We start from the raw sequence: 15990 nt of genomic DNA, 5'->3' as shown, positions 1-15990 counted from the left end.
GATGGAAATAATGCGCTAAAAGCGGGGCGATATACGTTGAAGTACCTTAGGTCATTTTTACTCCTAAAGTCAGATGCAGTATAGTGAGTGTCCACTTTTAGGTAGTAAATGAATGTCGATTAACCTGCGTAAAACAAGCCGCAACCTTCACTTGTGGCTTTCTTTGGTCATTTTTATTCCTGTCGTTGTTGTGATTGGCAGTGGCTTGTTGCTGCAGGTGAAAAAAGAGTTCGACTGGCTACAACCGCCTACCCAAAAAGCCACGGGTAGTGCGCCATCTATTAGCTTCGAAAAAGTTATCGAATCAGTGCAACTCGCCCCCGAAGCTCAACTGAATAGCTGGGATGACATCGACCGGTTAGACGTTCGCCCCAGTAAAGGCATTATAAAAGTACGCGGAAAGAATCATTGGGAAGTGCAGCTAGATGCAATTAGTGGCGAAGTGCTGCAGGTTGCTTACCGGCGCACCGATACTATCGAAGCTATTCACGATGGCAGCTGGTTTTTTGAAGGGGCAAAACTATGGTTGTTTTTGCCCGCCGCCATTTTGCTGTTCATTTTATGGCTGACGGGCTTAGTAATGTTATTTACTACGCTTAAAAGCAAATATCTAAAGCAATATTATCGCTCACAGCAAAAAGGTTAGTGCTAACTGTACGCTTTCACCTTGAGCAAATGCTGCTTTGTCGTCGGCGCTCACATAATATTGCTGATTAGTAAGATTCCGCCAACTCGCTTGCACCGACGTACGTTGGCTCAATTCCCATGCCGCGCCAATATCTAACGTAGTTACATTATCGAGTGCTTTTTCACCATCGCCAATATCTCGTTTGCTAGCACGATAAACAAGCGTTGAAAATAATCGTACTCCCTCTAGTTCATACCCTAGGGTTAATCGCTGACTGTTTGGCGGAATATCAGCGATAGCGTTTCCTGCAGCATCCTCTCCATCAATCCACGCACCATTTAACTGAGCAAACCAATACCCCGGATCTGTTCCGTTATTTTGCGGTCTGATTACAGCTTGTGACTGTTGCCAATCTAGCTGATAGCTTATGCCTTGAATGGTCGCACTGTCTAAATTGCTATAAACCTGCACATCCTCAGATACCGTAGTTCGTTCAATATAGTGATTGATTTTCTGACGAAATACTTCAACTGAGCCGGTTAAAAAAGTGCTGTTGTACAACAACGAAGCCTGTATATTTGTGGCCTGCTCTGTGTCTAAATCGGCATCACCTAGCACGGTGCCCCTAGGGGTTTCTCCCGAAAAATAGCGTTCGGTTAATGACGGATTTCTAAAGGCGCTAGATAAGTAAACACTTGCCGACCATTGGGTTGAAAGCGTATGGCTGGCCCCAATAAAACCGCTAACGTTAGTATTAGTGACATCATCAGCGTTGTTAGACTGCTGCTGCCAATCAAGCCTGCCTCCAAATGCTAGCGAAGTAGCACCAAAGGTACGCGAGGCATCGGTTATACCTGCCACTGTGGTTTCACTAGCATCCAATGTACGAAGCTCGTAAGCCAATTCCGAGATAAAAGATGAGTCTGTTAGGTTTGAAGCTTCATCTAAAAGAGGCTGATTTGTAGGGGATTCGTCTACAAGAGAGTCGTCTACAAGCGATCCGCTAGCAGAGGAAACCAAAGAGAACTCTCTTTCATCAATAATTACCCCCTCTCGCCCCATCAGTTGAACTTGCCAGTTTACCTGCCAGTTATTAATGCGTGCGTTACTGCCCACATCAAACCCAAAATCTAACGCCTCGCTTTCACTTTCGTTTATCCGATCCTCTGGCCTTAAAATATGGGTGTCCAATGTGGATTGGTGCCACCAAAGGTGGCTTACTAGGTCTGTGCTAGATGTGTCAGAGCTAGCTATGTCTTCGCTAAATAAGTCAGAGAATGCAAAGGTCATTTTGCCTAGCCAGTGCGTGTTTTCTGGGTAGGTTGTTACTCTATCTTCTGGAAAATCACTGCTGGATTTACCAATATCACGGTTGTCTGAATACAAAGTCCACGCTTCTTTCAGCACCCCACTTTCCGGTCGATGCCTTATGAATAGCGCGGTTTGTTCAAACTTATCAAACAGGGTATTCCCTTGTGCGTCAGAGCCATTATTCCCTTTACGGTATGACAGATTCCAATCGGTATTGCCTGCGTAATCGGCATAACTGTAATCCTGTGCCTGTTGGTTACTGCTCCACCCTAATTGAAGGTTAGATTCAGTATTGGAAGGAAGTAACAAATCCACTGCGCCACCAATAGCGCCCGAGCCTAAATAGGTAGATGCAGCACCTGGAATGACGGCAACACCTTGAATAAAAGACGGTGGAACAAAGCCAACACTCGCCCCCGCTCGGCGGTCGCTCACAATAGGTACGCCATTAAGTAACGATTGAATTCGCCAGCGAGAAAAGCCGCGAATATTGATGTTTTGAATTTGCCCACCTTGCCCATTTAAATTAACTGAAGGCGATTGAAGCAAAATATCATTGATATGAGGGCTACCCACAAGATTTGATTTATCGTAGCTATATTGGGGAAAAATACTGTTTAAGGTTTCATTGTAATAAGGGCGCTCTGCGGTGACAGTGTACCGCTCGACTTCCTCAACGCGCTTACTATCAGGACTTATATCGTCAGCGCTTTTATCATCAGTGGCAGCGGCACAAAAAATGGGGGCAGCTAAAAATGAAACGGCTAAAAATAGCTTAAAGGGGGCTAATCCAAACATCGATAACTTAGCAGAAGGCAATTCAAAAAACTTTGCATGGAAGATAAAACAGAAAGAATACGACAGGCTTTTCATTGGGTCTTGCTACGGTGATAAAACTAATAAAAGGAAGGGTAAGAATAAAAAACGCGGCAGCATAATGCTGCCGCATCTATTTTTACTAACGTAAGCTAGTTTGTAATAACAGGAATACCAGCGGTCCAAGGACCACCTTCATTCACTACGGCTTGTTGTAGTGCAGGCACAGTAGTTTCATGCAGTGTTTTAATACGTGCACTCACTTTGTTTAATTCATCTTCAGCATAACCAAGTTGATCTTTATGCTGTTGAGTAGGTCCGTAAGATGAACCCAGTGCCGATCTTGCATAGCGTAAACGGCTCATAATATTCGCCGGTTTAATGCCTTTACGATTGCGCGACTCTAGACCACTAAACGCCTTATTAATATCGTTTAATTCACTTTGAATACTCGCAAACTTAGCTTCTAGTTGGCTTACATCACTAGGGGTACGGTCAATAGCGACACGAAGCAATTCCATTGTCTCTTTCACTTGTTTAAGCACAGTGCTAGAAGACATTATACGTTTCTGCGCTTTAGTAACGGCGTTGCCGTAAGCGGTAATGTCCTCAGCAGATGCCCCTTTCAATGCACCTTCATAGATAGATTCCAGCGTAAACTCAACAGGTTCAGCCAGCTGAGTAACCGTTGCTCCTTCACGCTTAAACAACGTAGCGCTATAGGTGCCTGGCAATGCCATTAAGCCATTATTTTTGCTGTCTTTCTTAGTAAGCGGTGTGGTATTTGAGTATTTCATATCCCACGTAATACGATGTAGCCCTTTCTTAGTGCTACCCGCTACGCGATTTATGACGTCACCCGCACTGTCACGAATTTCAACATAAATAGCAGGCGCTGGCTCTTGAAGCTCGGCTTCAATCGCTTCCCAACTTGGGTACTTAGGATACTTGTCATCTTCCAGTAGCTTTTTCTCAGCTTCTTGACGCTTGCCCTTCGCGGTTAACAAACTGTCTTTTAAGAAATAGGTTAACGTAGCACCATGTGCAGGGTTCTCTGCCACAAAACGGTCATCGCCGTCTGAGTCGGTGTGTTTAGTATCTAACTGAAACCATTTCACAGGGCGACTAGGCGCGAATAAAAGCGCGTCTTGCTGCATCGACTTTTCAGTTAATGCACGAAGCGGAGCGTAATCATCTAGAATATAAATTCCACGACCGAACGTACCAGCCACTAAGTCATTTTCTCTGCGCTGTATTTTCACATCGCGAGTAGAAATGGTTGGCATACCGCCATCTAGTTCAACCCACTTTTTACCGCCATTCACCGTAAAGAAAACACCAAACTCGGTACCAATGAACATCAAATCTTTGTTCACGTGATCTTGAACAATACGCCAAACAAGATGCTTTGCAGGTAAATCATCGGCAAGTGATGTCCACTTTTTACCTAGGTTAGTCGACTTAATTAAGTAAGGTTTGTAGTCGCCATATTTATGGTTATCTAAAGCAACATATACCGTATTCGGATCGTATAAATCAGCGCGAATATCATTCACATAAGCGGTGGCGGGAATACCTTTAATATCGTCTAATTCGATTTTCTTCCACGACTCACCGCCATTGGTAGTGACTTGAATAATGCCATCGTCAGTACCTGCCCACAGAATATTCTCATCCACTGGACTTTCAGAGAAGTTAGCAATCGTGTGGAATTCTGTCATGGCATACAAATCCCACCCCGCTTCTACCGACCATGTTCTGCCCATCATAGGCATGTGCATGCGGTTTCCGTCTTGGGTGAGGTCGCCAGAAACGGCTGTCCAGCTATCGCCGCGATTGTCTGAACGCCATACGCGCTGTGAAGCAAAGTAAATACGCGCAGGATCGTGGCTAGACACATTAATCGGTGCATCCCAGTTGTAGCGCTCTGCTGGGTCGCCTGGAAGTGGCTGCGGCTTAACGTAAACACCTTCTTTGGTGGTCATGTCTACGCGGGTAAGGTTACCCTGCTGCCACTGTGAATAAATAATATCTGGGTTACCCGGCTCAACTGCTGGCTGATGCCCATCTCCGCCTAGGGTTAAGAACCAATCTTTGTTCTTAATGCCGTCTTTGCGCATTGTGCGTGATGGCCCGCCTTGGGTCGAGTTATCCTGAGCACCCGCATAAATCATGTAGAAGGGCTTTGAGTCATCCGGTGCCACTTTATAAAACTGGGTTAGCGGCAAGTTCGCCATAAAGTGCCAGTTCGCCATTCTGTCATGAGACATATAAATACCACCATCTGATCCCATCAACACAAAATCAGGATCGGTGGGATGAAATGCCATGGCATGATCGTCCACGTGCTTGCGTTTGGTATTGATTGGTGTCCACGTTTTACCGCCATCGTCAGACACTTTACTGTAGTTACTGGCAATATAAACACGGTCGAACTGGTGTTGGTCAGCAAAAATTTCTTGGTAATAATGAGGGCCTGTTCCAGCACCTATCTCATCAGACACTTTGGTCCAACTTGCGCCTTGATCGGCTGAGCGATAGAAGCCACCTTTGCGATTATCAGTTTCGATAGTGGCGTAAAGTACATCAGGATTCATAGGCGATATCGCCATACCTATCTTACCCATGTTGCCTTCTGGCAAACCAGTTTTAAGTTCGGTCCAGGTTTCACCGCCATCGTCAGAGGTATGAATGCCTGCGCCTTCATTAGTCCCTACATATACCGCAATAGAACGCTGGCGAGCCCACGTTGCTGCATAAAGTTTATCAGGGTTGCGCGGATCGATAAGTAAGGAGGTTACGCCAGTCCATTTGTCGGCAGGCGTAAGTACTTGCTTCCAAGTATCACCACCATCGGTGGTTTTGTACAAGCCACGTTCACCGCCGCCAGACCACAATGGCCCTTGGGCTGAAACCCACACAATATCGGGGTTTGTTGGGTGAATAATAATGTCAGAGATATGTTCAGATTTCTCTAAGCCCACATTATCCCATGTTTGACCGCCATCGACAGATTTGTATACGCCATCGCCAAAGCTAATATGACGCCCGCCGTTATTCTCACCTGTACCTACCCAAATAATATTTGAGTTACTAGGCGCAATGGTCACATCGCCAATAGAGTAAACCGCTTGTTTATCGAAAATAGGCGTCCAGGTGTTACCAGCGTTCGTAGTTTTCCATACGCCACCAGAACCTACTGCGGTAAACCATGTTGAAGGGTTATTTTGATCGATAGCAATATCAGCTATTCGGCCAGACATATAAGCGGGCCCAATATTTCGAAGCTCCATGGCTTTAAAAGTTGAACTGCTAAAAATAGATTTGTCGTCGTTAGATTTTTCTGCAAAAACAGTCGAGCATGAGAGTGCAAGAGATACAGCTACTGCAGCTTTAAAAAGCTTCTTCATTATTATTATCCACAGATTAGTTGTTATATTATCACGCTAAGTAAATGTGATTTTATACAACTACTAACAAACCTTTAAAGATTCAATAAACACACGACCAACTAACGAATATAGAGGTTAAAAAATGGTCGTGAGTGGAAAACGAATTCTGGTGAGATAATAAGCGAAAAAATATATTGCCCAGTTGAGTGGACACCATTTAAAAAAGCGCCAAGCTTCTGATGAAAACTTGGCTCTTTTGGAAGCGTATGCGCTCAGTAAAACTAAGCTGCTTTTAGAAAGTGCAGCATGAGTAAAAGTAAGTTCTAATTAAAGGTGTGCTCTTTTTAAAAGTACGTTCTTGTTAAACGTACGCTTTTATCAAAAAGTGACGATGTCATCATTAATCAAATGACCGACTATCGGGCTGTTTTCAGCATCGATAAACCCGTTATCAATGGCTTTAGCGCGCCCACGCGTTACCCTGCGGTAATTAGGATGCGTGTAAATGTACGTTTGTTTTGAACGTAATGCTTCTAACACACGTTCAGCCAACATAGATACAGGAATTCCAGATTCCACGGCCATAGTGGCAGCTTTGGCCCCTGCTTTTAGTTTTTCTTTATCGATACGCTTTGCAGTGGCTACCGCATACTTTTCTTGTCTATTACGATAAGACTCATGAATACGGGTTTTTACGAATGCAGGGCATAATACCGACGTGTGAATATTAAATGGCTCAAGCTCTGGCACCCAACCTTCAGTCATAGACACAACCGCCGCCTTAGAGGCGCAGTATGCGCCAGCGTATGGCATACCCATCATGCCGGCCATCGACGCCACGTTTAACACCCAGCCCCCTTCGCCGTGCTCTTTGATAGCAGGAACGCAAGCTTGAGCACCATAAAGAACGCCCATCACATTCACATCCATCACCCAGCGCCAGGTTTCAGCTTCTGAGTCTTCTATTTTTCCAGGCGAACCACCAACACCCGCGTTATTGATGACCATATGTATTTTGCCAAACGCTTCTTTGGCTTTCGCGACAACCTCTTCCCACTGGGCATAGTCGGTGACATCAAGTGAGCAGGTTATTAGCTTGTAACCCTTAGCGCGCAAATCTTCGCTAGATTGTGCAAGGGCTGCGGCATCTATATCGCCCATCACAATATTCATTCCCTGCGCCGCCAATGCTTCACTTAGGGCTAAGCCAATTCCACCCGCTGCGCCAGAAATAACCGCGGTTTTACCTGAAAATTCATTAGACTGAGACATCTGCTCTCCTGTTGCCTTTATTAGCGCAGCAAATACGATTGCTGCAACGTCTGCTTGCCGCCACCACTACGACCAGACGAAGTAAGGTCAACAAAGAAGCGGAGCTCAATGAGTTATATAATCGATAAGTAGAGTAGTCTGCAGATGTGAGGGTAGATACTTTATTTGCCTAATTTCAGATACTTCATGAAATCAATAATGGGAAGAAAATAGACTACTGCTTTTTAGTGAAGCTAATAAAACCAACCCGTCTTTATTATTCTAATAATATGACTTCTTAATAGAATATGACTGATTTTCAAAATATATTTAGGCTGTAAGCCATAATAGAGTGCTTCTACTCATCGCAAAAATCGGCTTACTTAACTGTTATCCCAACTGACTTCATGTAAGCCTAACCACGCGAAAAAACAAAACATTAAATTAACAAAATCATATCTTAGCAGTGAGTTAAATACACAAATCGAACGCACACGTCCAATTCTTAGGGCTTTCAACTACCCACAGCCTCTACACTCCCAACCTTATTAAAAATTAATTATTTGTTAACGCGGGTAAAAATCGAAAGTTTTTTATTGAAGTGATTTTTAATAAAGTGGGCAGTCGCCCCTTGTGATGAATAGAATTAATCATTACTCTCCCTCGCTGAAATAGCGACTCAAGTTCATTTAATTGCCCCGGCAATTTTCGAGGATTTTTACTTAAGCATGGCTAATCCACACCCTTCAATTGATGTTTTTCTGCAGCCTGCTTTCGCTGCATTTGTGCAGAAACTTCAACGCTACACCACAGGTGTAGGGGTATTCCTATGGATTGCAAACGCCGCCTTATTGCTTAACGTAGCATTGATAGCCAGCGGCACAATGGCCGACTCCGGCGAGTTTGTTAGTGCGCTCCACGACAATATTGTTATTGAGCCTTTTTTCATTGCCGCTTTTAACCAAGCGCTCTCCCTGTTTTCTCTTCCTACCATTATATTGGTGCTGGTTGGCCTTCAAGTTCATGCTTGCGCCACCGCTAGAGCCCAGTTTATTGGCAATGACCAACCTGTTCCTTTCGTTTTTCACGAATACCCTCACCCCTTTATTCAAAAAATTGGTAGCCGAGCACCTCCTACTCTCAGCTAACCGTTTTTGATATCGATGTGTAAACACTGATCGTTACCCGAAAACGCTAAATGGCGTGCTTGTCTTTGCGGACTAAGCACCGCGGCCATCTATTGTCTTCGGTATGCATATCGATGATCTATTTGCTGCTTACCTTTGATACTTATCTTTGCTGCTCGTCTGCACTGTTTATTTGTGCTGACTAATTGCCGCAACCCCTTGAACTTACGGGTTATAGGAAAAATATTTTTGTCTATTCGTAACCTCTTGAAACTAACTTTTACCACAATCGTGCTGATGCTAGCCGGTTGCAGTGGCGGCGTACTCGATCCTAAAGGGCAAGTAGGTGTGGATGAAAAGAATCTAATCATTCTTTGCACCATTCTTATGCTCATTGTTGTGATCCCAGTCATTGTGCTAACACTCTATTTCGCTTGGAAATATCGCGCCAGTCGCGACTTTGAAATTTACACCCCCAAATGGGCCCACTCTACCAAAATTGAAGCTTTGGTATGGTCAGTTCCCGTACTCATTATTGTTGCTTTAGGCGTTATAACTTGGCGTTCAACCATAGCGTTAGACCCCTATGCACCGCTTGAAGGTCAAGGTGAACACCTTACTGTAGAAGTGGTGTCATTAGACTGGAAGTGGTTATTCATCTATCCAGAGCAAGGCATTGCTACGGTGAACGAATTAGTTTTTCCTGCTAACAAACCCATCGCTTTCAAAATTACTTCTGAAAACGCCATGAACTCGTTTTTCATTCCACAATTGGGCAGTCAAATTTACTCAATGGCCGGAATGGAAACCAAGCTACACCTCATTGCAAATGAGCCGGGTACGTTCAAAGGCATTTCATCCAACTACAGTGGCGCGGGTTTCTCGGGCATGAAATTCAATGCTATTGCCACCCCTACAGAAGCTGATTTCGACGCTTGGGTAGAGAAGGTTAAGCAAGAAGATACGGCATTAACTTCTGGCTCTTACAAAGAACTCGCAGAGCCCACCGAAGATCATCCTGTGACCTACTACGGCGATGTAAGTGATGGGTTATTCCACGAAATACTAATGAAATACATGAAAGACCACGGCTCGATGGATTTTTACAGCAAGCCTAATAACGCGGCTACAGGTATGAAAAAAGCGATGCCTGATATGCACAAGGGTCATCATGAAGAGGTTAACGAATAATTATGTCTTTTTTAGGTAAATTATCTATAGAGTCAGTGCCTTACCACGAACCCATTATTATGGTTACGTTGGCAGTGATTGCTGTAGTGGGTATTGCGATTGCACTGCTCATAACAAAATATAAGCAGTGGGGCACACTGTGGAATGATTGGATCACGTCTGTTGACCATAAACACCTAGGCATTATGTACATTGTGCTGGCTATGGTGATGTTACTACGTGGTTTTGCAGACGCTATTATGATGCGTACCCAACTTGCGGTGGCAACGAATGGCGCACCTGGCTATTTGCCACCAGAACACTACGACCAAATTTTCACCGCTCACGGCGTTATTATGATCATCTTTATGGCCATGCCATTTATGATTGGTTTAATGAACATTGTGCTACCGCTGCAAATTGGTGCCCGTGATGTTGCTTACCCGTTTTTGAATAATTTAAGTTTTTGGCTTACCGCTGGCGGTGCCATTCTCATTAATATTTCATTAGGTATAGGTGAGTTTGCAAAAACAGGTTGGGTAGCTTATCCGCCAATAGCGGGGCTTGAATTAAGCCCGGGGGTTGGCGTCGACTACTACATATGGGCCTTGCAGATATCAGGGCTCGGCACGCTACTTACTGCGGTTAACTTCTTAGTGACTGTATTTAAGATGCGTGCACCGGGCATGAAATTGATGCAAATGCCAATTTTCACGTGGACATGTACATGGGCAAATATCCTTATTGCCGCGTCGTTCCCTATTCTTACGGCTGTGCTAGCCATGCTAACACTAGACCGCTATCTAGACTTCCACTTCTTCACGAACGAAGCTGGTGGTAACTCGATGATGTACATTAATTTATTTTGGGCATGGGGCCACCCTGAAGTTTACATTTTGGTGCTACCTGCTTTTGGTATTTTCTCAGAAGTTATTTCAACCTTTACGGCAAAACGCTTATTTGGTTATACCTCAATGGTGTATGCATCGGGGGCAATTGCCATTTTAGGCTTTGTAGTATGGCTGCATCACTTCTTTACCATGGGTTCAAGTGCCAATGTAAATGCCTTCTTCGGTATTATGACCATGGTTATCGCGGTGCCAACAGGGGTGAAACTATTCAACTGGTTATTCACCATGTACCGCGGCCGTCTCGTACTTAGCGTACCTGTTCTATGGGCATTAGGCTTTATGGTGACCTTTACCATTGGTGGAATGACCGGTGTTCTGCTGGCTATACCTGGCGCCGATTATGTACTTCATAACAGTCTGTTTTTGATTGCTCATTTCCACAACACCATTATTGGTGGAGCGGTATTTGGTTACTTGGCAGGTTTTGCATTTTGGTTCCCGAAAGCCATGGGCTTCAAGCTTGATGAAAGAACCGGTAAGGCCGCTTTCTGGTGCTGGCAAATTGGTTTCATGATGGCGTTCTTACCATTGTACGTGCTGGGCTTCTTAGGCATGACCCGTAGGCTTAACCATACCAACAACCCTGACTGGAACTTGTGGCTATACATTGCAGCAGTGGGTGCGTTTGTTATTGCCCTTGGTATTTTCTTCCAGCTATTACAGTTGTACATAAGCTTCAAAAATAAAGACAAGCTTGATGACACCACCGGCGATCCATGGAATGGACACACACTGGAATGGTCAACTGCATCGCCGCCTCAGTTTTATAACTTTGCGCACATTCCTCACATCCACGATATCGATGCGTGGACAGACGCAAAAGAACGAGGTGACTCTTATCAAAAACCTGAGAAATACGCGCCTATTCACATGCCGAAGAATACCTCTGCTGGCGTATTCATGAGCATGAGCTTCACCGTAATGGGCTTTGCGCTTATTTGGCATATTTGGTGGTTAGCCGCTGCTGCGCTTATCGCTGGAATAGGTGTATTTATTAAGCGTTGTTACACCTGTGATGTTGATTACTACGTTCAGGTAGATGAGATTGAAAAAATTGAACAAGCGCATTTAGCTGCCAATGCGAAAGGAGTGTCTGTATGAGCGCATTAGCAACTGATATGGCTCGCGATATACAACAAGAACATGAGCACGAACATCACGAAAACAATACGGTATTCGGATTTTGGCTTTACTTAATGACCGATTGCTTGTTGTTCGCGTCGTTTTTCGCTACCTACGCCGTGTTGTTCATGAACACGGCCGGAGGCGTGTCTGGTAAAGATATCTTCGAACTTAACTTTGTGGCGGTTGAAACCGCCGCGCTACTCGTTAGTAGTATCACCTTCGGCTTCGCCATGATTTGCGCGCACAAGCAAAACAAAAGTGGTGCATTGGCATGGCTTGCTATTACGTGGGTGTTGGGTGCTACCTTCATAGGTATGGAAGTGTATGAATTCCATCACTTAATCGTGCATGGTAACGGCCCTCAAGAAAGCGCCTTTCTTACTGCCTTTTTCTCGCTAGTAGGCTTACACGGTATCCACGTAACGTCGGGGCTTATTTGGATGACAATTTTGTTTATCGAAGTGTTGCGCCGTGGCTTACCGGAGAAAACGGTAACAAGATTAAGTTGCTTAAGCTTGTTCTGGCATTTCCTCGATATTGTATGGATTTGTGTTTTCACTGTGGTTTATTTAATGGGGGCAATGTGATGACGGGTCATCGTTCTAACAAAATAACCGCCAATTCGAGTAACGGAAATGCCATAACTCATGCTGAATGCGCCCATGCGCAAGACCATGGCAACGTGAAAACCTATTTAATTGGTTTTGTATTGTCAGTGATTTTAACGGTTATTCCATTTTGGATGGTAATGGAAGGAGACTTCTCAAAAGTGACCACCTTATGGAGCATCGTCGTTTTCGCGATTGTACAAATTTGGGTTCATCTAAAGTACTTCCTTCACCTTAACTTTGTTACTGAAGACGGTCGAGCCAGTACTATTTCGTTTTTATTCAGCGCACTCATTATCTTCATGGTAGTAGGGTTGTCGATTTGGATAATCTACGAATCGAACGCCATGATGATGTACTAGCCCTTCGCGCGTAACGAAGGTTAGGCACTGACAACGAAAAAGGTAAACAGTTAAATGAACGCTATATTTCGCCGCTATTTATCGGTGACTAAACCCGGCATCATTATGGGCAATTTAATTTCCGTAGCAGGTGGTTTTTTACTCGCTGCTCGCGGGGATGTTGACTGGCCTTTAATGATAGCGACCTTGGTTGGCTTGTCTTTAGTGGTGGCTTCTGGTTGTGCGATTAACAACTGCATAGACAGCGACATCGACAACAAAATGCAGCGAACACGCACTCGGGTGACAGTTACCGGCGAAATGTCGTTGAAAGCAGCCTTCTGGCACGGCGCAGTGCTAGGGGTTGCAGGGTTCGCTTTACTGACTTTTTATACAAACCTAACGGCAGTGTTTTTCGCTGCCTTGGGTTATGTGGTTTACGTAGGTGTATACAGCTTATACATGAAGCGTAACTCTGTATATGGCACCCTTGTGGGCAGTTTGTCTGGCGCGGTGCCGCCCGTGGTAGGTTACTGCGCAGTAACTGGCACATTTGATATGGCCGCCGCGATATTACTAGTGATGTTCAGTATATGGCAAATGCCTCACTCTTACGCAATCGCTATTTTTCGTTACAAAGATTACGAAGCGGCCAATATACCGGTACTTCCTGTGGCACAAGGCATTGCAAAAGCTAAGCAACACATTGTGTTATACATTGCGGTGTATGCCATGGTCACACTACTGTTACCAATTGGTGGTTATACTGGCGTAGGCTTTTTGGCTGTCGCCTTTTCCACAAGCTTGTGGTGGTTGATAATGGCGCTACGGGGATATCGCCGCGATATCAATATTGAAGGCTGGGCGCGCCAAGTGTTCGGGTTTTCGATTATCAATATCACGGCGCTCTCAATTGCCATGGCTGTGGATTATCACAGCAACGTTTTAAGCCTTTTTTAGTTAAACTCTTTTACGTAGCGGTTTAGGTGCTAGCTCGCTTCTATGGGAGAAAGATGGCGAATTTCAGGTGCTGTTGCCAAAATGGTTTCATACAGTGCAAATACCGACTTGGTATATTCTTGCGCGTAATGAAAGTCTAAGTCGGCCTGGCACTTGAAGTGTTCCACCAAAATATATTGGCCATTTTCTCTATCTTCAAAAACATCAAAGCGAATACACCCAGGCTCACCTCTAGTGGGGATGAGAAGGCGCTGTAGTGCCTCTATTCCCTTTTCATAATAGCGTAGCTGTGGTTGAATAATGGCAACAATATGCACCGGTTTGTCGGCTTTCTTCATGAATTTGATCCTATGATTTTTTGGGTTAATAATTTAATTGGCTTAGCAAGGGCGTACGCAGCCACAAAGGCCATGGGGTAAGCCTTAATGAATGCTATTGACCAATCTGACAAAAACGTATCTGTGATCCCTAAATTAATAAATGTCACCCAACCGGACATCAGTCCAGACAGACAACATGAAAACAGCGCAGTAAAGATAATTCTTTCCATCCATTCCTCCTTAAAGCGATGTTAGTGTATACGTGTGTCGCTTGGTGAGAATAAGCGAAATGGAAACCTTAGATTGCAGGAAATGATGTGCTAGATGACTTAACGCTTTTTATCGAAGTGATCCAAAGAGGCAGTTTCGCTAAAACGGCGGAAGATTTGCATATATCTCCCTCAGCGTTATCAAAACGTATCGCAAAACTTGAAGTGCGATTTGGTACCCCTCTACTGACTCGTTCGTCTAGGGGCGTAGTGCTGACTGCATTTGGTAAAATGGTATACGATGATGTTGCCGATGTTATTTTACGCGTAAAACAAAAGGTGCAAGCATACGACAGCACACAACTAAATATGCTTAGTGTGTTATGCCCACAAAATTTGGTAGCCGGCCCATTATTTACGCCATTCAGTGAATTTCAATTTGCTCACCCAACATTACAACTGCGTATAGAGCCTAACAACCGAAACGTATTAACGAGTCAAAAGCAATTTGATATCGCGTTTCGGGTAGGAGAACAGCAAGACTCTTCATTAATACAGAGAAAAATGGGCAGTGTTTCTGTTCACATTGTTGGAAGGGATAATAAACTAAATACTTCTCATCTTTTTGTACCCTACACCATCAAACAAATTCCCAACGCTGAGCAGTTTACTACTTTAGCCGGCGCGTATGACAATGTGCATTTCGTGGGTGATATTACGCTAGCGAGACAGTTTGTAGCGTCAGGAAATGGGGCAGCACTGTTACCCAGTACTGAAATTCAGACACTCATAGATGATAAAACGCCTGAGTTGCAGTTTCATAGTGAGCAGTTATTTACTCGCCCCATCTATGCATTGTGGCCTAATTCATCTAGCCCAAGTGTTCAAGCGCGGGATTTAATTGAGAATGTGCATCGCTATTGTAGTGCCACTCCATCGTTGTGCGGCGAGGCCTTGTCTATAGGTTATATGCTAAGTATGTGCGATCAATGAGTGGGATATGAGGAACATTTAAAGCATATGGCAGCGGACATGCTTACATCCGCTGCCATAGATCTACCGTGAAGTTACAAACATTAAGCCTGTTAAGTCGTCTGCGATGTTGGCATTACGTAAACTTCTCGTACGCAGGCCGAATCATTAGCAGATAATACAAACAACACCGATTTGGCAATATCTTCGGGCTGTAGCTTATCTTCTTTGGGCTCATCGAAAAATGGCGTATTAACCATACCTGGGCAAATGGTAGTGCATCGCCCGCCCCACTCTTTCATTTCTTCCGCTAAGTTTTGCCCAAAGCCATAAGCAAACCATTTGCTCGCGCCATATACTGAGCCTTTAAGCGCAATTCTGCCCGCTACCGAACTGGTCAATATAAAGTGACCTTTAGTCTTTTTCAGCAAAGGTAGTCCAAGCTTTGCAGTGTATAAAAGTCCATTTATATTCGCGCCCAACATGCTTTGCCATTCTTCAACATCGCCATTTTCGATACCTGCGCTTTTAGCGCCTGTACCCGCATTGGCGAATACACCATCTACTTGGCCGTAATGCTTAGTTACTTTGCTAAACGCCTTTTCTAAATCATCGAAATCGCTCACATCGGCAGTAACTGCAAATGCATTTTCATCGCCAAGTTCTGCCACTAGGTCGTTAAGCTTATCTTCGCTTCTTGCAATTAAGGCAACTTTATTGCCTTCATTTACCAATGCTTGGGCAGTTGCTTTGCCAATCCCGCTTGATGCACCGGTAATAACAATAACCTTTGAATCTGTTTTCTGACTAGACATACATACTCCTGGTCAATCTAATTATTTACTCGCC

Annotated in this window: 14 protein-coding genes; 8 read left to right on the top strand and 6 right to left on the bottom strand. The window is 44.4% G+C overall.

Annotated elements, in window-relative coordinates; translation table 11 throughout:
• The first annotated feature begins 112 nt into the window (after positions 1-112).
• The gene (locus R1T43_RS06230) at positions 113-646 is read left to right on the top strand and encodes a PepSY domain-containing protein (protein WP_317354030.1); all 534 of its coding nucleotides are present in this window, start codon (positions 113-115) and stop codon (positions 644-646) included.
• Here R1T43_RS06230 and R1T43_RS06225 read toward each other — a convergent pair.
• The 3 genes from R1T43_RS06225 to R1T43_RS06215 all read right to left on the bottom strand — a co-directional run bounded on the left by R1T43_RS06225 (position 629) and on the right by R1T43_RS06215 (position 7419).
• On the bottom strand, positions 629-2812 hold the full coding sequence (locus R1T43_RS06225) for a TonB-dependent receptor plug domain-containing protein (RefSeq protein WP_317354028.1): 2184 nt from the start codon (positions 2810-2812) through the stop codon (positions 629-631). The two genes, R1T43_RS06230 and R1T43_RS06225, sit on opposite strands and share 18 nt — an antisense overlap.
• Positions 2813-2907: 95 nt before the next feature.
• Positions 2908-6165, bottom strand: a complete 3258-nt coding sequence (locus tag R1T43_RS06220; RefSeq protein WP_317354025.1) for a VPS10 domain-containing protein — start codon at positions 6163-6165, stop codon at positions 2908-2910.
• 360 nt (positions 6166-6525) lie between these two features.
• Entirely contained in the window at positions 6526-7419 is an 894-nt protein-coding gene (locus tag R1T43_RS06215) for an SDR family NAD(P)-dependent oxidoreductase (RefSeq protein ID WP_317354022.1), read from the bottom strand.
• Positions 7420-8126: 707 nt separating this feature from the next.
• Between R1T43_RS06215 and R1T43_RS06210 the strand changes: the two genes are divergently transcribed.
• From R1T43_RS06210 to cyoE, 6 genes are all read left to right on the top strand, one after another.
• A complete protein-coding gene (locus tag R1T43_RS06210; RefSeq protein WP_211070400.1) occupies positions 8127-8546 on the top strand; it encodes a hypothetical protein in 420 nt (139 codons plus the stop codon).
• Between the two features lie 228 nt (positions 8547-8774).
• Complete coding sequence (gene cyoA / locus R1T43_RS06205) at positions 8775-9716, top strand: ubiquinol oxidase subunit II (RefSeq protein ID WP_282100420.1); 942 nt, start codon at positions 8775-8777, stop codon at positions 9714-9716.
• A gap of 2 nt (positions 9717-9718) precedes the next feature.
• Complete coding sequence (cyoB, locus tag R1T43_RS06200; RefSeq protein WP_317354019.1) at positions 9719-11707, top strand: cytochrome o ubiquinol oxidase subunit I; 1989 nt, start codon at positions 9719-9721, stop codon at positions 11705-11707.
• Positions 11704-12318, top strand: coding sequence for a cytochrome o ubiquinol oxidase subunit III (cyoC, locus tag R1T43_RS06195; RefSeq protein WP_317354017.1), 615 nt, complete (start codon positions 11704-11706; stop codon positions 12316-12318). Before cyoB ends, cyoC begins: the two co-directional genes overlap by 4 nt.
• Positions 12318-12701 carry a cytochrome o ubiquinol oxidase subunit IV gene (gene cyoD, locus R1T43_RS06190; RefSeq protein ID WP_317355702.1) on the top strand — a complete coding sequence of 128 codons (384 nt, stop codon included), beginning with the start codon at positions 12318-12320 and terminating at the stop codon, positions 12699-12701. Before cyoC ends, cyoD begins: the two co-directional genes overlap by 1 nt.
• A gap of 63 nt (positions 12702-12764) precedes the next feature.
• Positions 12765-13640, top strand: a complete 876-nt coding sequence (cyoE, locus tag R1T43_RS06185) for a heme o synthase (RefSeq protein WP_317355699.1) — start codon at positions 12765-12767, stop codon at positions 13638-13640.
• 29 nt (positions 13641-13669) lie between these two features.
• Here cyoE and R1T43_RS06180 read toward each other — a convergent pair whose 3' ends face one another.
• Together R1T43_RS06180 and R1T43_RS06175 are read right to left on the bottom strand one after the other, a co-directional pair.
• Complete coding sequence (locus R1T43_RS06180; RefSeq protein ID WP_317354015.1) at positions 13670-13978, bottom strand: putative quinol monooxygenase; 309 nt, start codon at positions 13976-13978, stop codon at positions 13670-13672.
• A complete protein-coding gene (locus tag R1T43_RS06175; RefSeq protein ID WP_317355697.1) occupies positions 13975-14139 on the bottom strand; it encodes a DUF2798 domain-containing protein in 165 nt (54 codons plus the stop codon). Before R1T43_RS06175 ends, R1T43_RS06180 begins: the two co-directional genes overlap by 4 nt.
• A gap of 138 nt (positions 14140-14277) precedes the next feature.
• On the opposite strand from R1T43_RS06175, the gene R1T43_RS06170 reads away from it, so the two are divergent.
• Entirely contained in the window at positions 14278-15162 is an 885-nt protein-coding gene (locus tag R1T43_RS06170; protein ID WP_317354013.1) for a LysR family transcriptional regulator, read from the top strand.
• 92 nt (positions 15163-15254) lie between these two features.
• On the opposite strand, the gene R1T43_RS06165 is transcribed toward R1T43_RS06170, so the two are convergent.
• Positions 15255-15956 (bottom strand): SDR family oxidoreductase, encoded by a 702-nt coding sequence (locus R1T43_RS06165; protein WP_317354010.1) that lies wholly within the window; start codon positions 15954-15956, stop codon positions 15255-15257.
• Positions 15957-15990 lie beyond the last annotated feature (34 nt).

It is taken from the genome of Alteromonas sp. CI.11.F.A3 (assembly GCF_032925565.1).
Classification (GTDB): domain Bacteria; phylum Pseudomonadota; class Gammaproteobacteria; order Enterobacterales; family Alteromonadaceae; genus Alteromonas.
The sequence above is the reverse complement of the archived record's forward strand: the minus strand, read 5'-3'. Positions and strand labels throughout refer to the sequence as shown.